The sequence below is a fragment of the Streptomyces sp. NPDC018263 genome (assembly GCF_055562575.1).
Genome location: NZ_JBVHFA010000004.1, coordinates 414650 through 439266, shown reverse-complemented (window position 1 = coordinate 439266; position 24617 = coordinate 414650). Strand labels below are relative to the sequence as shown.

Annotated in this window: 17 protein-coding genes; 9 read left to right on the top strand and 8 right to left on the bottom strand. The window is 71.5% G+C overall.

Going from position 1 to position 24617, the window contains the following annotated elements; translation table 11 throughout:
• Positions 1-26 precede the first annotated feature (26 nt).
• Together dxs and ACZ3HQ_RS14370 are read left to right on the top strand one after the other, a co-directional pair.
• Positions 27-1955, top strand: coding sequence for a 1-deoxy-D-xylulose-5-phosphate synthase (dxs, locus tag ACZ3HQ_RS14375; RefSeq protein WP_467510703.1), 1929 nt, complete (start codon positions 27-29; stop codon positions 1953-1955).
• A 146-nt stretch (positions 1956-2101) separates the two neighbouring features.
• Positions 2102-3601: an amino acid permease gene (locus ACZ3HQ_RS14370; RefSeq protein ID WP_467510701.1), complete on the top strand. Its 1500-nt coding sequence runs from the start codon at positions 2102-2104 to the stop codon at positions 3599-3601.
• Positions 3602-3631: 30 nt separating this feature from the next.
• Here ACZ3HQ_RS14370 and ACZ3HQ_RS14365 read toward each other — a convergent pair whose 3' ends face one another.
• Positions 3632-4024 carry a PIN domain-containing protein gene (locus tag ACZ3HQ_RS14365; RefSeq protein WP_030802734.1) on the bottom strand — a complete coding sequence of 131 codons (393 nt, stop codon included), beginning with the start codon at positions 4022-4024 and terminating at the stop codon, positions 3632-3634.
• Between the two features lie 72 nt (positions 4025-4096).
• Here ACZ3HQ_RS14365 and ACZ3HQ_RS14360 point away from each other — a divergent pair, with 72 nt between their 5' ends.
• On the top strand, positions 4097-5116 hold the full coding sequence (locus ACZ3HQ_RS14360) for a hypothetical protein (RefSeq protein WP_467510699.1): 1020 nt from the start codon (positions 4097-4099) through the stop codon (positions 5114-5116).
• 28 nt (positions 5117-5144) lie between these two features.
• Here ACZ3HQ_RS14360 and ACZ3HQ_RS14355 read toward each other — a convergent pair whose 3' ends face one another.
• Entirely contained in the window at positions 5145-6215 is a 1071-nt protein-coding gene (locus ACZ3HQ_RS14355) for an LCP family protein (RefSeq protein WP_467510697.1), read from the bottom strand.
• A gap of 618 nt (positions 6216-6833) precedes the next feature.
• Between ACZ3HQ_RS14355 and ACZ3HQ_RS14350 the strand changes: the two genes are divergently transcribed.
• The 5 genes from ACZ3HQ_RS14350 (at position 6834) to ACZ3HQ_RS14330 (ending at position 15901) form a co-directional block, all read left to right on the top strand.
• Positions 6834-8540 (top strand): stealth family protein, encoded by a 1707-nt coding sequence (locus ACZ3HQ_RS14350; RefSeq protein WP_467511070.1) that lies wholly within the window; start codon positions 6834-6836, stop codon positions 8538-8540.
• Positions 8537-9487 (top strand): hypothetical protein, encoded by a 951-nt coding sequence (locus ACZ3HQ_RS14345; protein ID WP_467510695.1) that lies wholly within the window; start codon positions 8537-8539, stop codon positions 9485-9487. The genes ACZ3HQ_RS14350 and ACZ3HQ_RS14345 overlap by 4 nt, the downstream gene beginning before the upstream one ends.
• An 8-nt stretch (positions 9488-9495) precedes the next feature.
• Complete coding sequence (locus tag ACZ3HQ_RS14340) at positions 9496-12366, top strand: stealth conserved region 3 domain-containing protein (RefSeq protein WP_467510693.1); 2871 nt, start codon at positions 9496-9498, stop codon at positions 12364-12366.
• 84 nt (positions 12367-12450) lie between these two features.
• Entirely contained in the window at positions 12451-14454 is a 2004-nt protein-coding gene (locus ACZ3HQ_RS14335) for a PIG-L family deacetylase (protein WP_467510691.1), read from the top strand.
• A 58-nt stretch (positions 14455-14512) separates the two neighbouring features.
• On the top strand, positions 14513-15901 hold the full coding sequence (locus ACZ3HQ_RS14330; RefSeq protein WP_467510689.1) for a GDSL-type esterase/lipase family protein: 1389 nt from the start codon (positions 14513-14515) through the stop codon (positions 15899-15901).
• 57 nt (positions 15902-15958) lie between these two features.
• Here the strand turns inward: ACZ3HQ_RS14330 and ACZ3HQ_RS14325 are convergent, their stop codons facing one another.
• The 5 genes from ACZ3HQ_RS14325 to ACZ3HQ_RS14305 all read right to left on the bottom strand — a co-directional run bounded on the left by ACZ3HQ_RS14325 (position 15959) and on the right by ACZ3HQ_RS14305 (position 22604).
• Complete coding sequence (locus ACZ3HQ_RS14325) at positions 15959-18088, bottom strand: 3-hydroxyacyl-CoA dehydrogenase NAD-binding domain-containing protein (protein WP_467510687.1); 2130 nt, start codon at positions 18086-18088, stop codon at positions 15959-15961.
• Positions 18085-19302 carry a thiolase family protein gene (locus ACZ3HQ_RS14320; RefSeq protein WP_467510685.1) on the bottom strand — a complete coding sequence of 406 codons (1218 nt, stop codon included), beginning with the start codon at positions 19300-19302 and terminating at the stop codon, positions 18085-18087. Before ACZ3HQ_RS14320 ends, ACZ3HQ_RS14325 begins: the two co-directional genes overlap by 4 nt.
• 162 nt (positions 19303-19464) lie before the next feature.
• The gene (locus ACZ3HQ_RS14315; RefSeq protein WP_467510683.1) at positions 19465-20751 is read right to left on the bottom strand and encodes an HRDC domain-containing protein; all 1287 of its coding nucleotides are present in this window, start codon (positions 20749-20751) and stop codon (positions 19465-19467) included.
• A gap of 198 nt (positions 20752-20949) precedes the next feature.
• The gene (locus ACZ3HQ_RS14310) at positions 20950-21615 is read right to left on the bottom strand and encodes a response regulator transcription factor (protein ID WP_031181634.1); all 666 of its coding nucleotides are present in this window, start codon (positions 21613-21615) and stop codon (positions 20950-20952) included.
• A gap of 308 nt (positions 21616-21923) precedes the next feature.
• Positions 21924-22604 carry a DUF3000 domain-containing protein gene (locus ACZ3HQ_RS14305; RefSeq protein ID WP_467510681.1) on the bottom strand — a complete coding sequence of 227 codons (681 nt, stop codon included), beginning with the start codon at positions 22602-22604 and terminating at the stop codon, positions 21924-21926.
• A 98-nt stretch (positions 22605-22702) separates the two neighbouring features.
• Between ACZ3HQ_RS14305 and hemE the strand changes: the two genes are divergently transcribed.
• Entirely contained in the window at positions 22703-23770 is a 1068-nt protein-coding gene (gene hemE, locus ACZ3HQ_RS14300) for a uroporphyrinogen decarboxylase (RefSeq protein ID WP_467510679.1), read from the top strand.
• Positions 23771-23780: 10 nt separating this feature from the next.
• Here the strand turns inward: hemE and ACZ3HQ_RS14295 are convergent, their stop codons facing one another.
• Positions 23781-24608: a rhomboid family intramembrane serine protease gene (locus ACZ3HQ_RS14295; protein WP_467510677.1), complete on the bottom strand. Its 828-nt coding sequence runs from the start codon at positions 24606-24608 to the stop codon at positions 23781-23783.
• Positions 24609-24617: the final 9 nt, after the last annotated feature.

Genomic DNA, 24617 nt, shown 5'->3' with positions numbered 1-24617 from the left:
CAGCTCATACTTGCAAGGAGGCACGGGTGCCGCTGCTGACCCGCATCACGGGACCGCGCGATCTGGACCGGCTCAGCCTGGAGGAGCTGAACCAGCTTGCTGAGGAGATCCGGACCTTCCTCGTGGAGGCCGTGTCCAAGACCGGCGGTCACCTCGGCCCCAACCTCGGTGTGGTGGAGCTGACCATCGCCCTGCACCGGGTCTTCCACTCGCCCGCCGACAAGGTGCTGTGGGACACCGGCCACCAGTCCTACGTCCACAAGCTCCTCACCGGGCGCCAGGACTTCTCCCGTCTGAAGATGAAGGGCGGCCTCTCCGGCTACCCGGCGCAGAGCGAGTCCGAGCACGACGTCATCGAGAACAGCCACGCCTCCACGGTGCTCGGCTGGGCCGACGGCATCGCCAAGGCCAACGAGCTGAGGAAGTCCGACGACCGCGTGGTCGCCGTCATCGGTGACGGCGCGCTGACCGGCGGCATGGCCTGGGAGGCGCTGAACAACATCGCCGAGGCCAAGGACCGCCCGCTCGTCATCGTCGTCAACGACAACGAGCGCTCCTACGCGCCCACCATCGGCGGCATGGCCAACCACCTGGCCACCCTGCGCACCAGCGACGGCTACGAGCGTTTCCTCGCCCGCACCAAGGACCTGCTGGACCGCACCCCGGTCGTCGGCCGCCCGCTCTACGACACCCTGCACGGCGCCAAGAAGGGCCTGAAGGACTTCATCGCCCCGCAGGGCATGTTCGAGGACCTCGGCCTGAAGTACGTCGGCCCGATCGACGGCCACGACATCGAGGCGCTGGAGTCGGCGCTGGTGCGCGCCAAGCGGTTCGGCGGCCCGGTCATCGTGCACTGCCTCACCGAGAAGGGCCGCGGCTACCAGCCCGCCCTCCAGGACGAGGCCGACCGCTTCCACGCGGTGGGCAAGATCCACCCCGACACCGGCCTGCCCATCGCCTCCTCCGGCGCCGACTGGACCTCGGTCTTCGGTGAGGAGATGGTGAAGCTCGGCGAGGAGCGCGAGGACATCGTCGCGATCACCGCGGCCATGCTCCAGCCGGTCGGCCTGGACAAGTTCGCCAAGCGCTTCCCCGAGCGGGTCTACGACGTCGGCATCGCCGAGCAGCACGGCGCCGTCTCCGCGGCCGGCCTCGCGCACGGCGGGGTGCACCCGGTCTTCGCGGTGTACGCCACCTTCCTCAACCGCGCCTTCGACCAGGTCCTGATGGACGTCGCCCTGCACAAGTGCGGCGTGACCTTCGTCCTGGACCGTGCCGGCGTCACCGGTACCGACGGCGCCTCGCACAACGGCATGTGGGACATGTCGATCCTCCAGGTCGTGCCCGGCCTGAGGCTCGCCGCCCCGCGCGACGCCGACCAGGTCCGCGCCCAGTTGCGCGAGGCCGTCGCCGTCGAGGACGCGCCGACCGTGGTCCGCTTCTCCAAGGGCGCGGTCGGCCCCGCCGTACCGGCCGTGCGCCGGGTGGGCGGCATGGACGTGCTGCGCGAGCCGGGCACCGAGCGCCCGGACGTGCTGCTGGTGTCGGTCGGCGCGCTCGCCCCGATGTGCCTGGAGATCGCCACGCTGCTCGACAAGCAGGGCATCTCCACCACCGTGGTCGACCCCCGCTGGGTCAAGCCGGTGGACGAGGCGATGGCCCCCCTCGCCGAGCGGCACCGGGTCGTCGTCACCGTCGAGGACAACAGCCGCGTCGGCGGTGTCGGCTCCGCGATCGCCCAGGCGCTGCGCGACGCGGGCGTGGACATGCCGCTGCGCGACTTCGGCATCCCGCCCCGCTTCCTCGACCACGCCTCGCGCGCCGAGGTCATGGCCGAGATCGGGCTGACCGCCCCCGACATCGCCCGCCAGGTCACCGGTCTGGTCGCCAAGATCGACGGCCGCTTCGGCCAGGGCACGGACGCCATGGACTCGGTGGAGTCCGCGCGCGAGTAGCCACCCGAACGCCACACTTCCGGGCCGGTTCTGCTGCCTCCTCAGGTGGCGGAACCGGCCCGCTTGCGTGAACCTGCCATTGCCGGGGCACCCGCACCCCGTCCCTCTCGATCATGTCGAGGACGACAAGCGTGGGAGGTAGGTACGTGAGCACGCTCTTCCGTACGAAGAACGTCGAGCAGTCCATCCGGGACACCGAGGAACCGGAGCATTCGCTCAAGAAGTCCCTCTCCGCCCTCGACCTGACCGTGTTCGGTGTCGGTGTCATCATCGGCACCGGCATCTTCGTGCTGACCGGCCAGGTGGCCAAGAACAGCGCGGGTCCCGCGGTGGCCATCGCCTTCGTCGTCGCCGGTGTGGTCTGCGGCCTGGCCGCGCTCTGCTACGCCGAGTTCGCCTCGACGGTCCCGGTGGCGGGGTCGGCGTACACCTTCTCGTACGCCTCGCTCGGGGAGCTGCCCGCCTGGACCATCGGGTGGGACCTGGTGCTGGAGTTCGCGCTCGGCACGGCGGTGGTGGCGGTCGGCTGGTCCGGGTACATCCGCTCGCTGTTCGACAGTTGGGGCTGGCACCTGCCGGCGTACCTGTCCGGGCGGGACGGCGCGAGCGGGTTCGGCTTCGACATCCTGGCGGCGGCCCTGGTGCTGCTGCTCACCTGTGTGCTGGTGGTCGGCATGAAGCTGTCCGCCCGGATCACCTCGGTCGTGGTCGCCATCAAGGTGATCGTCGTCCTCATCGTGATCGTGGCGGGCGCCTTCTTCGTCACGGGCGACAACTACAAGCCGTTCATCCCGCCGGCCCAGCCGCAGGAGGCGGGCGGGGACCTCGCGGCGCCGCTGATCCAGCTCATGTTCGGCTGGGCCCCGGCGAACTTCGGTGTGATGGGCATCTTCACCGCCGCCTCGGTGGTGTTCTTCGCGTTCATCGGCTTCGACATCGTCGCCACCGCCGCGGAGGAGACCCGCAACCCGCAGCGGGACATGCCGCGCGGCATCCTCGGCTCGCTGTTCATCTGCACGGTGCTGTACGTGGCGGTGTCCCTGGTCGTCACCGGCATGCAGAAGTACACCGAGCTGTCGGTGGAGGCGCCGCTCGCGGACGCGTTCAAGTCGCTCGGGCATCCCTGGTACGCGGGAATCATCAGCTTCGGCGCCGCCGTCGGCCTGACCACGGTGTGCATGATCCTGCTGCTGGGCCAGACCCGGGTGTTCTTCGCCATGAGCCGCGACGGGCTGCTGCCCCGCTTCTTCTCCCGCGTCCACCCGCGCTTCCGCACCCCGCACCGGCCGACCATCCTGCTGGGCGTGATCATCGCGATCATCGCGGGCTTCACCAGCCTGAGCGAACTGGCCGAACTGGTCAACATCGGCACCCTGTTCGCGTTCATCGTGGTGGCGATCAGCGTGATCATCCTGCGCCGGACGCGTCCCGACCTGCACCGCGCCTTCCGTACCCCGCTGGTCCCGGTGCTGCCGATCGTGTCGGTGTGCGCGTCGCTGTGGCTGATGCTGAACCTGCCGGCCGAGACCTGGCTCCGGTTCGCCATCTGGATGGCGATCGGCTTCGTCGTCTACTTCCTCTACGGCCGCACGCACAGCCGCCTGGCCCGCGAGGAGCAGCCCGAGGAGACCCCGAAGGCGACCTGAGCCCCGGTGCCGGTCCGCGTCACGGAGACCTCAGCCGAGGGCCGTACGCGGGCCGGCCACGTCGGCGCCCAGCGCGCCCACCCGGCGCCGCAGCTCGCGGTCGGCGGTCACCACCAGCCGGTCCCGGTCGGCGGACCCGGCGACCAGCTCCACGATCCAGTCGTCCCCGCTGCCCGGCGCGGACTCCACCCGCACCCCCGGCACCGACTCGACCCCGCGCGCCGCGCCCTCCACCACCAGCACGATCTCCGCCGGGTCGGTACGCCCCGGCAGCCCGTCACTGGCCAGCCGGTCCCGCAGCCGCTCGGCGGCCCCCTTGCGGTCCTTCCACCAGCCGTCGGGGCGCGAACCCATCACATTGGCGCAGTCCACGATCGCCAGCAGGGGATCGTCCTGACCCGGAACACCGTGTACGTCGTCCATGGGGCCAGGGTCCCACGGGAGCCGTCCGGGGGCGCGGTCCACGGGCCTCAGCAGGCAGCTTATGGTGATCCGGTGAACGGCGACTGGCTCATACGCGGCCGCGACGGCCGACTCGGTGTCTACCAGCCCACGGACGACGGTGTCCTGTCGCGGGCGGAACACCGGCCGGGTGGCGGTTGGACCGCCCCGCGCAGGGTGGGCGGCGAACAGAAACTGCGTCCCGGTCTCGGTGTGGGCCAGGGCACGGACGGCTATGCCCACCTCGTCTCCTGGCACCCGGCGGCAGGCGGCGAGGCGGTGCTGACGCACTCCACGCACTACCGGGCCGACCTCACCGCCATGGACTGGACCCCGCTCGGCCACCCCAACCGCAAGGGATCTCCCACCTCCGACCCGGCGGTCGCGGTGGACCACCAGGGCCGGGCCCATGTCTTCGTGGTCAACGGCGGCCAGGGACTGAGCATGGTCGCCCAGCGGGAGAAGGGCGGCTGGGCACCCTGGCGCGACCTCAACGGCTCACGAGTCCAGAACGGCCTGGCCGCGGTGACGGGGGAGACGGGCCTGGTCGGGGTGTACGGGGTGGTGCCCGGCGGCATCGTGCACTGGACCCAGGAGAAGCCGGGCGAGCAGATCACCGTCACCGAGTCGCTGGAGACGCGGGTCCGGCCGGGCACCCTGGCCGCGCTCGCCACCTCCGAGCACAGCACGACCGTGTTCTGGACCGACACCGAGGGGATGCTCTGCGTCTGGCGTCCCGGCTGGGCGCCCGTGCCGCTGCTGCCCGCGGCGGGTCCCGGCCCGGTGAGCGCGGCGCGCTGCCGGCTGGAGGGCCACGACTGCACGGTGCTCGCGCAGCGCGCGGCGAGCGGCCGGGTGGCCATCGCCGCCTACCCCACCGAGGCGGAGTCGGCGGGGGCCTGGTGGGCCGAGTCGGGTCCGGTGCTGCCCGAGGACGCGCGGGTCTTCCTCGTGGGGGACGCCGACCTCGGCCGGCTGACCGCGGCCGCGCTGTCCCCGTCGACCGGACGGCTCGTCCTCGCCCACCGCAAGGACGAGCCGGGGCTCGCGCTGGAGCCCTGGCGGGAGGTCTGACCCCCGCCGTCTCCCGAGGGCGCCGCCCCTACGGGGTGGCGCCGCCGCCCGCGGGCGACTTCTTGGCCGAGTCGGGGATGGTCGCGTCGGAGCGCAGGGCCGTCCAGAGCTGCTTGGCCTGGGGCTCCGCGGCCACGACCCGGTTGGGGTCCTGGGTGTCGTACTGAACCGGCAGCATGATCGTCTCCATGGTGGAGGTGTCGACGCCGTTCATGCTGCGGCTGAACTCGGCCAGCTTGGTGAGCGAGGCGAGCCCGGAGTCGGTGGTGAGCGCGGTGGTGAGGTCGTCGGCCACGGCGTACGCCTTGGTGGGGCTGCCCATCAGGTCCTGCTTCTTGATCTCGGCGAGCAGCGCCATCAGGAACTTCTGCTGCATCCCGATCCGGCCGAGGTCACTGCCGTCGCCGATGCCGTGCCGGGTGCGGACGAACTGGAGCGCCTGGGTGCCGTTCAGCCGATGAGTGCCGGCGGCGAGGTCGAGGCCGCTGGAGGAGTCGTGGATGTCGCGGTCGACGGTGACGGGCACGCCGCCGATCGCGTCGACCAGGCCCTTGAACCCGGCGAAGTCGATCTCCACGAAGTGGTCGAGCCGGACGCCCGACATCTTCTCGACCGTCTTGACCACACAGGCCGGACCGGCCGCGGAGTAGACCGAGTTGAACATGACGCGGTTCGCCGACGGCAGCTTCGTCCCGTCGTCCTTGGCGCACTCGGGGCGGGTGACGAGGGTGTCGCGCGGGATGCTGACGGCGACGGCCTGTTTGCGGCCCTCGGGTATGTGGATCACCAGCGCGGTGTCGGAGCGGGCTCCGGCCACTTTTCCGGTGCCCAGACCGGCGTTGGCCCCGGCGCGCGAGTCGGAGCCGAGGACCAGCACGTTCTGTCCGGAGGTGGGCAGCTTCGGCGGGCGGTCGTCACCGAGGGACTGGTCGAGGTCGACGCCGGTGATGTTGCCGTCGAGCCGGCTGTACATCCAGTACCCGGTCCCGGCGCCTGCCAGGACCAGCACCGCCAGGGTGAGCATGACCCACCGTCCGGTCCGGCGCCGGCGTGGTGCCTTGGGCGGGCGTGAGCTGTCGGGAGCCTCTGGGGTCGTCATGGCGTCGCGGTCCTCGTTCACTGGTGCCGGGAAAGTGCTGGGTGCTCGGGTCAGACCCGTGGCGGCCCGCGTGCGTTGTGCGGCAGTGGCGCGCATCACACGACTTGTCCGGGCAGGTCGGGACACCGGGCGTGGCGGGTCGAGCGCCCCGTATGCACCTCTGCTCACGGCCGATCAGTGTGGGCTGTGTGCATATTATGTGATGGCGATATCTCTCCGTATCGCGCCAGGATGACTTCCGCGTGACGCGGACTCAGTACAGCTCGTCAGGTTGTATCGATGTGGGATGTACGACAGGAGCCCCCGGATACCCATGCTCTTCTGGACAGTCGGCAAACCAGATGTAAACATTCTGTGTGATCGGTAAGGCTCAGGTGAGTCGTAGTCATCACCCTGCGAACGGGATGAGGCTGGCGGTCCGGTGACTGCGGCGATGAGGGCGACGGTCGCGGTTGAGGGTGGGGGCGGTCACCGGGGCGATCTGCTCCGGTTCGAAGTGGATGGTGTGAAAGTCGGGTGAGCCTGAACAACCCCGAGGCGAGCGCGCTCGTGTCGACATATCGATCTGTCATTCCGACGGGAGCGCGGCGCTGGATCGTGCGGCGGGTCCCCGGCTCGATGCGCACCTCGGTGAAACGTTCGCTCGCCTCCGCCGACGCCGTGCGTTCCGCGGCGGTCGTCCGGGCCATGGAAGGCCGCCGCCGCGCGGACGTGGACACCCCCGACGGTGCACGACGTGTCGTCAAGGTGGCCGGCAAGTTCCTCCGTGCGGTGGAGGTCCCGGGAGCCACCGAGTGGGCCGCTCGCGCCCGTAACCTCCATCTCCTCGTCTCCTTCCTCGAAGAGGCCGGACTCGACTACTTCTGCGTGCGCGGCACCGCTTCCCCGCGTCTGCCGTGCGTCGCCGTACCGGCCCGGCTGCGGTCGCGGTTCGAGGAGCTGCTGCGCGTCGCCTTCGCGGAGTACCCCGGGTACGTCGGCACCGGCAATCCGGTGCAGTTGCGGCCCGGCAGCGCGGCGGCAAGCTGGCGCGCGCTGCGCGAGAAGCCGGTGCTGCGCGTGGTCTGGGTCGTCTGCGACCCCAGCGGGAACCTGGTGTTCGGTGCCGAGTCCGGCTGTGAGGTCGAGTTCTGGGACGAGCGGGACGGCGTTCTCGTCGCGCCGCGCCCCAACAAGGTGGCCACGGAGATCCCGGCGGACGCCGGTCGCTGCTGGGGCGAGCAGAAACGATTCAGTACGGTTCCCGGGCTCTACACCACCGGCCACGCCCGCACCGTGCCGGAGTTTCTCGCCGCGCTGCCGGACGACCACCTCTTCCCCATCGACGTGGTCTACACCTGGGTGGACGACTCCGACCCCGTATGGCGCCGGAACCGCGAACGCGCGCGCGGGCACCTGACCTCGGACGGGGGCGGCACACTGCACGAGCAGGCCGCCAACGACTCCCGTTACACCAGCCGGGACGAACTGCGTTACTCGCTGCGCTCGATCCACCAGTACGCGCCCTGGGTGCGCGACATCTACCTGGTCACCGCCGGACAGGTGCCCGCCTGGCTGCGCCGGGACGTGCCCGGCCTCCGGGTGGTGGACCACCGCGAGATATTCGCCGACCCGAGCGCGCTGCCGACCTTCAACTCCCACGCCATCGAAAGCCAGTTGCACCACATCCCCGGACTGTCGGAGCACTTCCTCTACCTGAACGACGACGTGTTCTTCGGCCGTCCCGTCGAGCCGGGGCACTTCTTCCATCCCAATGGACTGACCAAGTTCTTCCAGTCCAAGGCGCTGATCCCGTCCGGCCGGGCCAGCACGGACGACCTGCCGGTCAACGCGGCCGGCAAGAACAGCCGCGGGCTGATAGCCCAGCAGTTCGGGACCGTCATCTCCCAGAAGATGAAGCACACCCCGCACGCTCTGCGGCGCAGCGTCCTCGCGGAGATCGAGCAGGTCTACGACAAGGCGCACCGGGTCACCCAGCACTCCCGCTTCCGCTCGCCCAGCGACGTGCCGATCGCCTCCTCGCTGCACCACTACTACGCCTACGGCTCGGCCCGGGCCACGGTGGGCGACATCCGCTACGTCTACGTCGACCTGGCGGACCGGCTGGCCCAGCGCCGGCTGGACAACCTGCTCGCCCGCCGCAACTTCGACACCTTCTGCATGAACGACACGGTCACCGCCGCCGATCCCGAAAAACAGGCCCACATGGTCGCCACCTTCCTGGACGCCTACTTCCCGGTGCCCAGCCCCTACGAGGCTCCGGAGCAGGTCCGCCTGCCCCGGCGCCGGCCGAGCCGAGGAGAACTGGGGGCCACCACCTCATGAGTGCCTCTCCCGCCCGCGCCACGGCCGGCGGCCTCGGCCGCCGCCTTCACGCCCTCGCGTTCGCCGTGCGCACCCGGCTCATGATGGGGCTCTTCGTCCCCCTGCGCCGCCGGCGCACCGCCGTACTCCGCTACGCGGGTATCCTCGACGGCCAGACCGTGAACCTGCACGCCCAACTGCCGCCCTCGGCCGGGATGCCGGAACACGCCGAGGTCGTACTGCGCCGCCGCCGACGCAGGTATTTCGCCGAGGCCCGCCTTCACCAGGGCCCGGCGGGGGAGACCCTGGTGGACGCCGCCGTACTGCTCGGCGCCGAACTCGGCGGCATACCCGTCTCCGGCGGACGCTGGCGGCTGGCCCTCCGGGTGCGCGCCGGGCGCCGTACCCGCACCCTGCCGTTGGTGCTGCTCGATCCGCCCGTCCCCTACGCCGGGCCGACCAGGCCCATGACGGCGTCCCCGGTGACCGGCGAGCGGCACCGGCTCAGCCGCTCCTTCCGGGGCAGCGCCCGGATCGCCAGCACCGCCGCGCGGCCCGCCGCCGAGGTCGCCAAGGTGCACCTCGGGCACGCCGGGGTCAGTGTCGACTTCCGGGTGTTCGGCACCCGTGCCGACGCTCCCTGGGCGGAGTTCACGGCGTCCGGCCGCGTGGTCGAGCAGCCCGTCACCGTACTGGGCGGCGGTGTCCTCCGGGTCGACGTCCCGCTGGACCGGATGCCCCCGCGAGGCAGCCGCCCCGACCAGTGGGACGTACGACTGCGTGACGGCGGTGGCCTGTCGCTGCGGCTGGGGCGCCGGCTGCACGACGTACGCAACCCCCTGCGCGTCTTCGCCATGCGCCGGCTCGCGGTCACCCCGGCGGGCCACCCCACCATGATCGTCCAACCGCGTTACACCCCTGCGGGCAATCTCCGGATGACCTGCACGCGTATGCCCGAGGCAGGCTGAACCGACAGATGAAGATCACGTTCCTGCTGACCACGGCCGATGCGGTCGGCGGCACCGAGCGGGCGGTGTTCAACCAGGCCTCCGAGCTGGCCGCGCGACACGACGTGCGGGTGCTGAGCGTCTTCAAGAGCAAGACCGAGCAGTTCTTCACCCCGGACGCGCGGGTCCGTGTCGACTACCTGATCGACCTCACCGCCCCGACTCCCCGCCCCCTGCGGCCCAGCTCGGTGGAGCCCGCGGTGTGGGAGGGGCTGGCGGCACAGCCGAGCGAGATCGTCGACCGGTCCTGGGAGTCGGCGTTCAACCGGCTCTCGGACCTGGAACTCGGTCTCGAACTCCAGGGCACCGACACCGACATCCTCATCACGACCACGCCCGCGCTGATGGCGCTGGCCGTCCACTTCGCGCCGGCGCACGTCATCACCGTGCACCAGGAGCACCGGGTCTCCGAGCTGCGCGGCACCAGCGGCGAGCCGCTGCGCCGGTACGCCGCCCGGCTGGACGCCCTGGCCGTGCTCAGCGAACGCACGCTGGAGTGGTTCGCCGAGACCCTGGGGGACGCCGCGCCCCGACTGGACGTCGTACCCAACGCGCTGCCCAGCGGGTTCCGGCCGCGGTCGACCCTCCAGACCCGCACGGTGGTCATCGCGGGACGGCTCGTGGCGGAGAAGCAGATCGACCACGCCGTCGCCGCCTGGGCGATCGTCGCGCGGCACCACCCGGACTGGCAGCTCCGGATCTTCGGCGACGGTCCGCTCAGCGGTGCCCTGCGCCGGCAGATCGACATGCTCGGACTGCACGACTGCGTCCAGCTCAACGGCAACTCCCGGCACCTCGCCGAGGAGTGGGCCAAGGCCAGCATCGCCACCCTCACCTCCCGCAACGAGGCGTTCGGCCTGGTCCTCGCCGAGGCGCACGCCGCCGGCGTCCCCGTCGTCTCCTACGACTCCCCGAACGGTCCCCGTGAAGTCGTCATCGACGGCCGGACCGGCGTCCTGGTCCCGCCCGGCGACACCGAGGCCCTCGCCTCCGCGCTGATGCTGCTCATCCAGGACGACGGGCTGCGGCGCGACATGGGCGCCGCCGCCCTGGCCTCCGTCAACCGCTTCTCGCCCGCCGTGGTCACCGCGCACTGGGAGCGCATCTTCCACGAACTGGTCGCGGAACGCGACAGCGGACGCCGGGCCGTCGCCAAGGCCGAACGCCAGGCGGTGCACGCCTACTACAGCGGTCCCGACGGCATCGTCGCGGCCGCCGCCCCCGCCCCCGCCACGACCGTCCGCACCGCCGACCAGCGCGCCGTCGAGCAGCGGCTGCTCCAGCGCCGCGAACTGGTCGAGGACGGCGGCCAGGTGTGCCGGGTGATGGACTGGGAGTCGCCCTGGGACGGCGTCCAGCAGAACCTGGCCCTGGCGGCCGACGCACTCGAATCCGCGTCCATCCCTTACCTCGTGGTGCGCGACCACCTGATCCGGCACACCATCGCCGTGCACGCCGTGCACCGCGACGCCGTCTTCAAGGCGCTGGGAGAACACTTCGCCGACAAGGCGGTCTACGCCGGCGTCCTCAACGAGAGCCAGAAGACGACCGCCACCGTCCTCGCCGGACTGGTGACCCCGCACGCCGACCCGGCCGTCTCCGGCATCCGGGTCTACCAGAACCTCGTCTCGCACTCGCGGCTGCTGCGCCTGGGCGCCGTCTACGGCTGCACCATCTCCTTCTGGGAGACCGACCCCGAGGACGAGAGCCGGCTCATGGCCCCGGCCCGCACGCTGATCGGTGACCGGGTGCCCCTCAGCGCCATGCGCCGCAGGCCCCTCACCCTGGGCGGCCGCGCCTACCCGAGCATCGAGGCGTTCACCCGGCGGCTGCACGGGGACATCGACTTCCCCGTCGACGCCGTCTACACCTGGGTCAACGGGGCCGACGTGAACTGGCTGGAGCGGAAGAACGCCGCCCTGACCGCCCTGGGCATGGAGACGGAGGACGCGGCCACCAGCGCGGCCCGCTTCCGGGACCGGGAGGAACTGCGGTACTCCCTGCGCTCCATCGACATGTACGCGCCCTGGATACGCAACATCTACCTGGTCACCGACCAGCAGGTCCCGCACTGGCTCGACCTCGAGCACCCGCGCGTGCGGGTCGTGGACCACACCGAGGTCTTCGGCGACCGGGGAACGCTGCCCAGCTACAACTCGCACGCCATCGAGAGCCAGTTGCACCACATCGAGGGGCTGGCCGAGCACTTCCTGTACTTCAACGACGACGTGTTCGTGGGCCGCACCCTGCGGCCCGACGCGTTCTTCCTCGGCAACGGCCAGTCCAAGTACTTCATGTCGCCGACCTCCGTGCCGATGGCGCCGGTCGAGGAGACGGACGAGTTCAACGTCGCGGCCGCCAAGAACAACCGGGCCCTGATGGAGCGGGACTTCGGGCAGACGCTCGTGCACACCTTCCTGCACGCACCGCATCCGCTGCGGCGCACCGTCCTCGCCGACATCGAGCGGCGGTACGCCGGCCCCGTCCAGGTCACCGCGCACAACCAGCTCCGCAGCCACCAGGACGTGTCCGTGGCCTCCTCGCTCCACCACTACCTGGGCCACCACACCCTGCGCAGCGTGCCCGGCAGCATCTCCTGCGGCTTCGTCAACGTCGGCCTGAGCGAGCACAAGCCCCGGCTCAGCCGCATCCTCACGGTGCGCCCGCACGACGTGTTCTGCCTGAACGACTACCACGACGGCGACGTCTCCGAGGAGGAACAGGACGCGATCCTCGCCGCGTTCCTGCCGAGCTACTTCCCGGTGCCCAGCCAGTTCGAGGCCGGCTCACCGCGCAACCGTCTGGCCCGCGAGGGGCGGCTGCCCGCCTGGCCGCTCTGACACCCCGCCGGACCGTACCCGTACCCGCACCGCCGTCCGCTCGCCTGCCACCGGCCGGCGTCCGCAGTTGAAGGGAAAGCCGTCATGCCGTCCGCCGAGGGAACCACACCGCGCCCTTCGCTGCTCCAGGTCCTCGCCCACCCCGACGACGATCTGTACTTCATCAACCCCGACCTCCAGCGGGCGCTGGAGGCGGGGCACCGGGTCACCAGCGTGTACCTGACGGCCGCCGAGGCCGACGGGCGCAACATCGACACCCGCGACCCGCACCGCCTCGACAGCCCCCCGGACTACGCCGGTTACGCCGAGGCACGCCAGCAGGGGCTGCGCGCGGCATACGCGGCCATGGTGACGGGCGACCGGGAGAGCGAGTGGGCGCGGGACGTCGTCCCCTTCTCGGCCGGGGTGGCGGCGGAGCGGTCCACCCTGCTGGCGGCGCCCCACGTCCAGCTCTTCTTCTTCGGGCTGCGCATGGTCGACACACAGCACGGCTTCGCCGCCGACGTGCCGCCCGCCCGGCTGGCCACGCTGTGGGCCGGGCAGTGCGCCACGCAGCTCACCCTGAACGCCGCCGAGTCCCCCCTGGGCCCGGCGCAGCGGATCAGCCGTGACGTTCTGCGCCGCTGTCTGGCCGAGCTGCTCCACCACACCCGGCCCGACCAGTACTGGACCATGGACCCCGACCCCTGGCACACGGAGTGGGACGAGGTCCGGGGGCCGACGTCCAGCGACCACCAGGACCACACCGCCACGGCGCAGTTCGCGCTGGGCGCCCTCGACCAGTACCTCGCCGAGGGCGGGGTGCCCCCGCTCGTCGACCACTGCGTCGGCTACGGCAACAAGCTGTCGCCCAGCAACCTCACCGAACACGCCTGGGCCGAGAAGAAGCGCGTCATCGAGGTCTACACGGCCGCCGACGGCCACGAGTGCCGACGCCGCCACTGCGGCGACCGGCAGCTCTCCGACGGGTCCGACATCCGCCGCTACGGCTGGAGCACCCGGGCCCGCTACGAGGGCGGCACCGACTGGCTCCACCTCCAGGCCGACGGCAGGCTCGCCGCGTACGCCGTGCTCGGCGACCGGGTCGCGGTATGGACCGAGAGCGCGCCGGGCAGCGGCGCCTGGGACCGGCCGGTCCTGCTGCCGGGCGGCCGTCTCACTCCGGCCCTCTCGGTGGCGCCCGACCGTGAGGGCGGGGTGCACCTCGTGGGCCAGCGCCGCACGCCGGGGCCGGACGGCCGGGTGGACGTGGAGGTCGTCCGTATGTGGCGGCAGGCCCACACCGGTGCGACCACTGTGTGGGAGAGCGTCGGCAACCCCAACGAGCGGTCCAGGGACTGGCAGCGCTGCCGCGAGGTCGGCGTGCCCGAGGCCGTCGTCGACCCCTCGGGGCGGCTGCATGTGTTCATGCGGAACTTCGGAGCGGGCATCAGCGCCCGGCGGGAGACCGCCGAGGGCTGGGGCGCCTGGGAGGACCTGGGCGGCCGCGGGATGCAGGACTGCCTGACCGCCGTGCTGAAGTCCACCGGGCGCGTCCACTTGTTCGCCGCGAACCGCGTCGGTGCCGTGCACTGGTATCAGGACGACGTCCACGGCCCGTACAAGCTCCAGGACGGTGTGACGCAGGGGGACCCGGACGCCTGGCGGCCGGTCGGCGGGATCACACCGGTGCAGATCGGGCGCTCCCGCATGGCGGTCGTGTACCGCGAGGAGGAATCCGGCGAGGTGATGTGCGTACGGCAGCGCCCCGACGGCCGGTGGAACACCTGCGTCGAACGGCTCGGCGGCCACGGCGGCACGGGCCGCGTCGCGGCGTTGCGGCACTGCACCGAACGGCACGACACCCTCGTCCTGGCGCGCCGCAACGGCCGCAACGGCCTGAGCGTCGCGGCCTTCGCCACGCAGGGCCGGGACGAGGCGCCCGAGTGGGCGGACCACGACGTGCTGATGGCGCGACCGCCCGCCCTCGCGCTGGACGGCTCCGGCCGGGTGGTGGTGGCGGTGCTGGGCACCGACGCGCGGCTGAGGGTGATGCGGCAGAAGACGGCGGACCCCGCCGAGGGCTTCGGGCCGCTGACGATCGTGTGACCGTCGGCCACCGGGGCGGCAGGACAACGGCAAGACAGGCGCGACACATGAGGGACACATGAGGAAGATCTGCATCATCGGGAACTCGGTGGCCGCCTCGCGGACCGAGGCGGAGGCACCGCTCGCGGGCTGGGGACAGTACCTGGGCGAGTTCCTCGGCACGGGCTACGAGGTGCGCAACTACGCCCGCGATGCCATGACGTTGCGCGGTTACTTCACCGAGCGCCTCGCCACACTCCTCGGCATCCTCGCCCCCGGCGACCTGGTGCTGCTCGCCTTCGGCAGCGTGGAGCAGCGCATCAACCAGCTCAACCGCCATCACGGCCCGCGCGAGTACAAGGAGTACCTGCGCCTGTACGTCGAGGCCGTACGGGGCGAGGGCGCCGTCCCCGTACTGGTCACCCCGGCCGTCCGCTGCGCCTTCGACGAGGCGGGCAACGTGGTGGACACCCATGACGGATACTCCGACCTCACCCGGGAGGCGGCGGCCGAGACGGGCGCCGCGCTGCTCGACATGGACGCCTTCACCACCGAGATGATCGCGGAGCTGGGGCCCACCCGGGCGCGGCGGCTCTTCCGCTGGCTGGACCCGCGCGAGCACCCCAACCATCCCGACGGCATCATCGATGCCAGCCACTTCAACGACCTGGGCGCCCGCGAGGTGGCCCGGCGCCTTGCCATGAGCGCCCTCGACGTCCCCGGTCTGCCGCGCGACATGATCGACCCGGAGCGGCTGACACCCGGCCCGCTGCCCCCGGTGCTCACCGAGTTCCATGTGAGCCGTCCCGAACTGGCCCTCACCATGGAGCCGGCGCTGCCGGACGAACCGGTCGTCGTCTCGCCGGGACCGGGTGCGCTCGTGGGTGCCGCCCGCAAGCTGAGCGGCAAGGCGCCCGCCGGGTCCGACTATGTGCTCTTCTTCGAGCAGGGCCGCTACCTCGGCGGCTCAGCCGTGTCCGCCGCCGGCACCTGGCAGTGGCGGCGCGTCGTCAACTGGCCGGCGGGCCCGCACACCGTGCAGGTCCTCGCCGTCGCGGGCAACAGCGTCTCCCGCACTACGGCGGTGGACTTCCACGTTCTCGACCGGCTGCAACCGCCGCAGGTCGTGGGTCCGCGGCCGAACGCCTGGTGCGGCCCCCGGCCCCGCTTCTCCGGCCGGGCGGCCCGCGGGACGGAGAAGGTGATGGTGCTCGAACAGGGCAGGCTCATCGCCGAGGCCCCGGTCCAGGAGGACGGGACCTGGCGGGTCACCCACGCCCACGACTGGCGCCCGGGCACCTACACGGTGGAGTTCGTGGCGGTGTTCAGCGCCATCCACTCGGCGCCCACCCCCCTGACCCTGCGCGTGCACGGCATCCCCGAGGACAACTGGCTGCACACGTCGCTGTCCTCCCGTGAGCCCTGCTCCGCCGAGTGCGCGCACTACCCGGCGATGCCGGCCTGGTGAAACAGAAGGAGGGCCCCCGCGCCGAAGCGCCGGGGCCCTCCTCCCTGCGGCCAGGTGTTACGCGGGCACGCTCGCCACACCCTGCTCCAGGAACCGCTTGCCGTTCACCCGCTCGGAGACACCCTCACGGTCCAGGTACGGCGTGAGGCCGCCCAGGTGGAAGGGCCAGCCGGCGCCGGTGATGAGGCAGAGGTCGATGTCCTGGGCCTCGGCGACGACGCCCTCGTCCAGCATGAGGCCGATCTCCTGGGCCACCGCGTCGAGCACGCGGTCGCGGACCTGCTCCTCGGTCAGGACGGTGTCGCCCTGCTTGAGCAGCGCGGCGACCTCGGGGTCCAGCTCCGGCTTGCCGCTGTCGTAGACGTAGAAGCCGCGCTTGCCGGCCTCGACGACCGCCTTCAGGTTCGGGGAGACCGTGAAGCGGTCCGGGAAGGCCCGGTTGAGGGTCTCCGAGACGTGCAGGCCGATCGCCGGGCCGACCAGCTCCAGCAGCACCAGCGGGGACATCGGCAGGCCGAGCGGCTCGACGGCCTTCTCCGCGACCTCGACCGGGGTGCCCTCGTCGATGACGTTCTGGATCTCGCCCATGAAGCGGGTCAGGATGCGGTTGACGACGAACGCCGGGGCGTCCTTCGTCAGCACCGCGGTCTTCTTCAGCTTCTTGGCCACGCCGAACGCCGTCGCCAGCGAGGCGTCGTCGGTCTGCTCGCCGCGTACGATCTCCAGCAGCGGGAGGATCGCGACGGGGTTGAAGAAGTGGAAGCCGACGACCCGCTCGGGGTGCTTCAGCTTCGACGCCATCTCCGACACCGACAGCGAGGAGGTGTTGGTGGCGAGGATCGCGTGCGCCGGGGCGACCGCCTCGACCTCGGCGAACACCTTCTGCTTGACGCCCATCTCCTCGAACACGGCCTCGATGACGAAGTCCGCGTCCGCGAAGCCCTCGGCCTTGTCCAGGACACCGGTCACCAGCGCCTTGAGGCGGTTGGCCTTGTCCTGGTTGATCCGGCCCTTGCCGAGCAGCTTGTCGATCTCGGCGTGGACGTAGCCCACACCCTTGTCGACGCGCTCCTGGTCGATGTCGGTCAGCACGACCGGCACCTCGAGGCGGCGCAGGAAGAGCAGCGCGAGCTGGGAGGCCATCAGACCGGCGCCGACGACACCGACCTTGGTGACCGGACGCGCCAGCGACTTGTCCGGAGCGCCCGCCGGACGCTTGCCGCGCTTCTGCACCAGGTTGAACGCGTAGATGCCGGACCGCAGTTCGCCGCCCATGATCAGGTCCGCGAGGGCCTGGTCCTCGGCGTCGAAGCCCTTCTGGAGGTCGCCGTCCTTGGCGCCCTCGATGATCTCCAGCGCGCGGTAGGCGGCCGGGGCCGCGCCGTGCACCTTGGAGTCCGCGACGAAGCGGCCCTTGGCGACGGCCTGGTCCCACGCCTCGCCCCGGTCGATCGCCGGACGCTCGACGGTGATGTCGCCCTTGAGGACCTGCGCGGTCCACAGCAGCGACTGCTCCAGGAAGTCGGCACCCTCGAACAGCGCGTCGGCGATGCCGAGTTCGAAGACCTGCTTGCCCTTGAGCTGGCGGTTCTGGTTGAGGCTGTTCTCGATGATGACCTGGACGGCCTTCTCGGCGCCGATCAGGTTCGGCAGCAGGGCGCAGCCGCCCCAGCCGGGCACCAGGCCGAGGAAGACCTCGGGCAGCGAGAACGCCGGGATCGCCTTGGAGACGGTCCGGTAGGAGCAGTGCAGGCCGACCTCGACGCCGCCGCCCATCGCCGCGCCGTTGTAGTAGGCGAAGGTGGGAACGGCCAGCTTCGACAGGCGCTTGAAGACCTCGTGGCCGCCCTTGCCGATGGCGAGCGCGTCCTCGTGCCGCTTCAGCAGCTCGACGCCCTTGAGGTCGGCGCCGACCGCGAAGATGAACGGCTTGCCGGTGATGCCGACGCCGACGATGTCGCCGTCCGCCGCCTCCTTCTCGACCTGGTCGATCGCGGCGTTCAGGTTCGCCAGCGAGGCCGGGCCGAAGGTGGTCGGCTTGGTGTGGTCGAAGCCGTTGTCCAGCGTGATCAGCGCGAACTTGCCCGCGTTGAAGGGCAGTTCGAAGTGCCGTACGTGGGCCTGGGTGACGACCTCGCCGGGGAACAGCTCGGCAGCACCCTTCAGCAGCTCGGTGGTGTTGCTCACTTGTCCCCCTCGAAGTTCGGGTTCTCCCAGATGACCGTCGCGCCCATGCCGAAGCCGACGCACATGGTGGTCAGGCCGTAGCGGACGTCCGGGTTCTCCTCGAACTGGCGGGCGAGCTGGGTCATCAGCCGCACACCGGAGGAGGCCAGCGGGTGGCCGAACGCGATGGCGCCGCCGTACTGGTTGACGCGGCTGTCGTCGTCGGCGATGCCGTAGTGCTCCAGGAACGCGAGGACCTGGACGGCGAACGCCTCGTTGATCTCGAACAGGCCGATGTCGGAGATCGACAGGCCGGCCTTGGCGAGGGCCTTCTCGGTGGCCGGGATCGGGCCGTAGCCCATCACCTCGGGCTCCACGCCGGCGAAGGCGTAGGAGACCAGGCGCATCTTGACCGGCAGGCCGTTCTCGCGGGCGAAGTCCTCGGACGCGATGAGGGAGGCGGTGGCGCCGTCGTTCAGACCGGCCGCGTTGCCCGCGGTGACCCGGCCGTGCACGCGGAACGGCGTCTTGAGGCCGCTCAGGTTCTCCAGCGTGGTGCCGGGGCGCATCGGCTCGTCGGCGGTGACCAGGCCCCAGCCCGTCTCACCGGCCTCCTCGTTGGTGCGGCGCACCGAGATCGGCACCAGGTCCTGCTGGATCTTGCCGTTGGCGTACGCCTTGGCGGCCTTCTCCTGCGAGCGGACCGCGTACTCGTCGGCGCGCTGCTTGGTGATCGTCGGGTACCGGTCGTGCAGGTTCTCGGCGGTCATGCCCATGAACAGCGCCGACTCGTCGACCAGCTTCTCGGAGACGAAGCGCGGGTTGGGGTCCACGCCCTCGCCCATGGGGTGGCGGCCCATGTGCTCGACACCACCCGCGATGGCGATGTCGTACGCGCCGAAGGCGACCGAGCCGGACACCGAGGTCACGGCGGTCAGGGCGCCCGCGCACATGCGGTCGATGGAGTAGCCGGGCACCGACTGCGGCAGACCCGCGAGGATGCCCGCGGTACGGCCGAGGGTCAGGCCCTGGTCACCGATCTGGGTGGTCGCGGCGATGGCGACCTCGTCGATCTTCTTCGGGTCCAGACCGGGGTTGCGCCGCAGCAGCTCCCGGATCGCCTTCACGACGAGGTCGTCGGCGCGAGTCTCGTGATAGATGCCCTTCGGGCCCGCCTTGCCGAACGGGGTGCGGACGCCGTCGACGAAGACGACGTCCCTGACGGTACGAGGCACGATGGCTCTCCTCCAGGGTGCGGGACGCTGAGCGCTTGCTCAACCCCATGCTACTTATGAGTAACGTAGCTGCACAGTCCCACCCCGGCTAGCGGTGAACGTCACACCGGGGCCCTGGTTCAGCGGGAGGATCTTGGCGCGAAATCGCCCCTGCTCCGACGCCTACTCCGGCTTGGCCGACAGCACCGCGACCAGCACCGGGGTCACCTGCTCCACCTGCCAGGCGCGAGCGCCGTAGCCGGTGAGCGCGGCGGCCACGGTCCGCTCGTCGGCGGGGGCCGGGGGCTCCCAGCAGATCCGGCGCACGGTGTCGGGGGAGATCAGGTTCTCCTGCGGCATCTCCAGCCGCTCCGCCAGCGCGGAGACCCCGGCGCGGGCGGCCGACAGCCGGGCCGCGGCCACCGGGTCCTTGTCCGACCAGGCACGAGGCGGCGGCGGGCCGGTCACCTGCTGGCCCTGCTGCGGCAGCGCCGACTCCGGCAGAGCCTTCGCCCGGTCGACCGCCGCCTGCCACTGTTCGAGCTGCCGGCGGCCCATACGATGGCCGAAACCGTTCAGCGCGGCCAGCGCGTGCACATTGGCCGGCACCGCGAGCGCGGCCTCCACGATCGCCGCGTCACCGAGCACCTTGCCGGGCGAGACGTCCCGGCGCTGCGCGATCCGGTCCCGCGTCTCCCACAGCTCCTTGACCACGGCGAGCTGCCGCCGCCTGCGCACCTTGTGCATCCCGGAGGTGCGGCGCCACGGGTCCTTGCGCGGCTCGGCGGGCGGCGCCGCCGCGATGGCGGCGAACTCCTCCAGCGCCCACTCCAGCTTGCCCTGCCGCTCAAGCTCCTTCTCCAGGGCGTCGCGCAGGTCCACCAGCAGCTCCACGTCGAGCGCGGCATAGCGCAGCCACGGCTCGGGCAGCGGGCGGGTCGACCAGTCGACGGCGGAGTGGCCCTTCTCCAGCACGAAGCCGAGCACGTTCTCCACCATCGCGCCGAGGCCGACGCGGGGGAACCCGGCCAGCCGGCCGGCCAGCTCGGTGTCGAACAGGCTGGTGGGCACCATGCCTATCTCGCGCAGACACGGAAGGTCCTGCGTGGCGGCGTGCAGCACCCACTCCACACCGGACAGGGCGGCGCCCAGGCCGGAGAGGTCGGGGCAGGCGACGGGGTCGATCAGCGCGGAGCCCGCGCCCTCACGGCGCAACTGCACCAGATAGGCCCGCTGGCCGTACCGGTAGCCGGACGCGCGTTCGGCGTCCACGGCCACCGGGCCGGTGCCGGCGGCGAACGCGGCGACGACCTCGGCGAGCGCGTCGGCGTCCGCGACGACCGGCGGAATCCCCTCGCGGGGTTCGAGCAGGGGGGTGGGCGCCGCCGCCTCGGCAGGCCCCGCGTCGGGGGGCGTGCCCCCGTTGATGCTCCGGGAACTGTCGCTTGCGGTCTCTTGGGCGTCCGTCACATGCCAAGGGTATCCGCATGCCCGCGCCGCTGGCCTGCACGTTCGACCGACATCCCCGCTGACCGGCCAAAACGCGCCGCGCGCGGGCGCACACCGCCCGCCGTGCGGAGCACCCCGCCCGGCGCGCACGCCGGTGCCCGCCGACGGAACGTTCCGCCGACGGGCACCGGTGGTCTCAGAAGGCGCCAGGTAGAGGGTTCAGTGGATGATGCCGGTACGCAGGGCCACCGCGACCATGCCGGCGCGGTCGCCCGTGCCGAGCTTGCGCGCGATGCGGGCCAGGTGGCTCTTGACGGTCAGCGCGGACAGGCCCATGGAGACGCCGATCGCCTTGTTGGACTGGCCCTCCGCGACGAGGCGGAGCACCTCGACCTCACGGCCGGACAGTTCGCGGTAGCCGCCGGGGTGGCTCGGGGCGCCCGGCGGACGCCGGTGCCCCATTCTGGCCGCGGCGGAGCCGATGGGGGCCGCGCCGGGGCGGGTGGGCAGGCCGATGTTGGTACGGGTACCGGTGACGACGTAGCCCTTCACGCCCCCGGCGAGGGCGTTGCGGACGGCGCCGATGTCGTCGGCGGCGGACAGGGCCAGGCCGTTGGGCCAGCCCGCGGCGCGGGTCTCGGACAGCAGGGTGAGCCCGGAGCCGTCGGGCAGGTGGACGTCTGCGACACAGATGTCGCGGGGGTTGCCGATGCGGGGACGAGCCTCCGCGACGGACGAGGCCTCGATCACGTCGCGCACACCGAGGGCCCACAGATGGCGGGTGACGGTGGAGCGGACGCGGGGGTCGGCCACGACCACCATGGCGGTCGGCTTGTTCGGGCGGTAGGCGACCAGGCTTGCGGGCTGCTCGAGGAGAACGGACACCAGGCCTCCTGGGTGGGGGGACGGGGCCGGCTTGTGGGGAAGAAGCCGGGAGGAACCGTGCTTTCAAGGTCACAGTCGTCTTCGGCAGCAAACCCGTCCGCCTTTAGAGAATGATCACGATCTAGTGAGTCACAATCTGTGCAATTCGGACACGCGATCGATCATCCGAAGATCGAATCGGCTCCGGGGTGAGGCGATTCGAGTACGGAAAGTGGCCGTATCGACAAAGTGATGGTTCGGGAAGTGATCACAAAGCAGCGCCCCGCCGATCTTGGCGGGGCGCTGAGAGGATGATCAGCCTGGTAGGGCTAGCGGGACTGCGGACCCCTGCGCTGCGGCAGCGTCACCACCGAGCCGTCGCCCGGCGCGGCCGGCGGCAGCCCGCCGACCTGGGCCAGCAGATCGCACCACGAGGCGAGGTGCGCGGCGGTGTCCGGAACGCCGCCCAGCCCTTCGAGCGGGGTCCAGGAGGCGCGGATCTCGATCTGCGAGGCCGCCGGCCGCTCCGACAGTCCGCCGAAGTAGTGGGAACTGGCGCGGGTGACCGTGCCGCTCGGCTCGCCGTAGGTCAGCCCGCGCGACTGGAGCGCGCCGGTCAGCCAGGACCAGCACACCTCCGGCAGCAGCGGGTCGGCCGCCATCTCGGCCTCCAGCTCCGCCCGTACCAGCGTCACCAGACGGAAGGTGCCGTGCCAGGCGTCGTGCCCGGCCGGGTCGTGCAGCAGCACCAGCCGGCCGTCCGCCAACTCCTGCTCGCCGTCGAGCACGACGGCCTCCAGCGCGTACGCGTACGGCGCCAGCCGCTGCGGGGCGGGCGTCGGCTCCACCTCCACCTGCGGCCGCAGCCGCGCGTTCCGCAGCGCCTCGACCGCGCCGCTGAAGGCAGGGGGGACCTCGGGCACCCCGGCTCCTCTCTCCTTCGTCTGCGTGTCCTTCACGTCGTCCATTCCGCCGGTGCCGTCCGACGATCGTCCCTGAGCCGCAGCCATGCGGGGAAGAGTAAGGGGAAGCGGGCCTTCGCGCAGGGCATGACACCCCCCGAGGGCGGCGGCACTTCTCTCACCCGGACCGTGCGAGACTTGCCGACGTGAGTGCCAACGCGATCCCCACGGGCCAGCAGCCAGAAGCCACGTACGACAGCGCCTTCCTCAAGGCGTGCAGGCGCGAGCCCGTGCCGCACACCCCGGTGTGGTTCATGCGCCAGGCCGGCCGGTCCCTGCCGGAGTACCGCAAGGTGCGCGAGGGCATCCCGATGCTGGAGTCCTGCACGCGGCCCGAGCTGGTCACCGAGATCACGCTCCAGCCGGTGCGCCGGCACGACGTGGACGCGGCCGTCTTCTACAGCGACATCGTCGTCCCGCTCAAGGCCATCGGCATCGATCTCGACATCAAGCCCGGCGTCGGCCCGGTCGTCGCCGAGCCGGTGCGCACCCGCGCCGACCTCGCCCGGCTGCGCGACCTCACCCCGGAGGACGTCACCTACGTCACCGAGGCGGTCGGCATGCTCACCCGTGAGCTGGGGTCCACCCCGCTGATCGGCTTCGCGGGCGCCCCTTTCACCCTCGCCAGCTACCTGGTCGAGGGCGGCCCCTCGCGCACGTACGAGAACGCCAAGGCGATGATGTACGGCGACCCCGAGCTGTGGGCCGACCTGCTGGACCGCCTCGCGGACATCACGGCCGCGTTCCTGAAGGTGCAGATCGAGGCCGGTGCCTCGGCGGTGCAGCTCTTCGACTCCTGGGCGGGCGCGCTCGCCCCCGCCGACTACCGCGCCTCGGTGATGCCCGCCTCCGCGAAGGTCTTCGACGCCGTCGCGGGCTACGGCGTCCCGCGCATCCACTTCGGCGTCGGCACCGGTGAGTTGCTGAAGCTCATGGGCGACGCGGGCGCGGACGTCGTCGGCGTCGACTGGCGGGTCCCGCTGGACGAGGCCGCGCGCCGGGTCGGCCCCGGCAAGGCGCTCCAGGGCAACCTCGACCCGACGGTCCTGTTCACCGACCGCAGGACGGTCGAGGTGAAGGCGCAGGAGGTGCTGGACGCGGCCGCCTCCCTGGAGGGCCATGTCTTCAACCTCGGCCACGGCGTCATGCCGAACATCGAGCCGGACGCGCTGACCCACCTGGTCGACTACGTCCATACCGCGACCGCCCGCTGACCGGGTCCGCTCACCACGCCTGACGGTGCCGCGCCCGCCTGCCGAACAGCAGGCGGCCCGGCTCCGGCGGGGGCGGGGTGCCCGCCTTGAGCGGCCAGGCGAGCAGCATCCCGGCCACGAAGCCGACGACGTGCGCCGCATACGCCACCGTGCCGGTGCCGGCCTCGACTCCGTGCCCCGAGGAGTACACGGCCTGGAGGCCGAACCAGAAGCCCAGCACGATCCAGGCGGGCAGCCGGAGCGGCAGGAAGACCAGGAACGGGACCAGCACCCACACCCTGGCCTTCGGATACAGCACCAGATACGCGCCGAGCACCCCCGCGATCGCGCCGGAGGCGCCGATCAGCGGGTCACCGGAGTCGGCGTTCAGCAGGGCGAAGCCGTAGCTCGCCGCGTAGCCGCAGACGAGGTAGAACAGCGCGAAGCGGACGTGGCCCATGCGGTCCTCGACGTTGTTGCCGAAGATCAGCAGGAACAGCATGTTGCCCAGCAGATGCAGCCAGCCGCCGTGCAGGAACATCGCCGTGAACACCGACAGCACCGGCGACTTGTCGTACCCCGGCACCCCCATCACACACCCCGGCCCGGCCGGCCCCGTCCCCACCTGACCGGTCGGCACCAGCCGGGGCAGCGAGCCGTGGATCATCTCCCTCGGGATCGCCGCGTATTGGTCCATGAACGCGTGCAACCGGCAGAGCTGCGCCACATGACCCTCCCCGCCCGCCGCCCCGGCTGCGCCGGGCGTCAGCAGGAAGGCCAGCACACTGGCGGCGATGAGCGCATACGTCACATAGGGCGTGCGGCGCGCGGGATTGACGTCATGGACGGGTATGACCACACAGGATTA

What these genes read in the sequence shown, in the direction of transcription:
- ACZ3HQ_RS14340 (WP_467510693.1), top strand. Translation starts at nt 9,496, where the DNA reads ATGAAGATCACGTTCCTGCTGACCACGGCCGATGCGGTCGGCGGCACC.
- ACZ3HQ_RS14365 (WP_030802734.1), bottom strand. Translation starts at nt 4,024, where the DNA reads ATGGACGACGTACACGGTGTTCCGGGTCAGGACGATCCCCTGCTGGCG.
- ACZ3HQ_RS14350 (WP_467511070.1), top strand. Translation starts at nt 6,834, where the DNA reads ATGCGCACCTCGGTGAAACGTTCGCTCGCCTCCGCCGACGCCGTGCGT.
- ACZ3HQ_RS14305 (WP_467510681.1), bottom strand. Translation starts at nt 22,604, where the DNA reads ATGGCTGCGGCTCAGGGACGATCGTCGGACGGCACCGGCGGAATGGAC.
- ACZ3HQ_RS14345 (WP_467510695.1), top strand. Translation starts at nt 8,537, where the DNA reads ATGAGTGCCTCTCCCGCCCGCGCCACGGCCGGCGGCCTCGGCCGCCGC.
- ACZ3HQ_RS14330 (WP_467510689.1), top strand. Translation starts at nt 14,513, where the DNA reads ATGAGGAAGATCTGCATCATCGGGAACTCGGTGGCCGCCTCGCGGACC.
- ACZ3HQ_RS14355 (WP_467510697.1), bottom strand. Translation starts at nt 6,215, where the DNA reads ATGACGACCCCAGAGGCTCCCGACAGCTCACGCCCGCCCAAGGCACCA.
- ACZ3HQ_RS14335 (WP_467510691.1), top strand. Translation starts at nt 12,451, where the DNA reads ATGCCGTCCGCCGAGGGAACCACACCGCGCCCTTCGCTGCTCCAGGTC.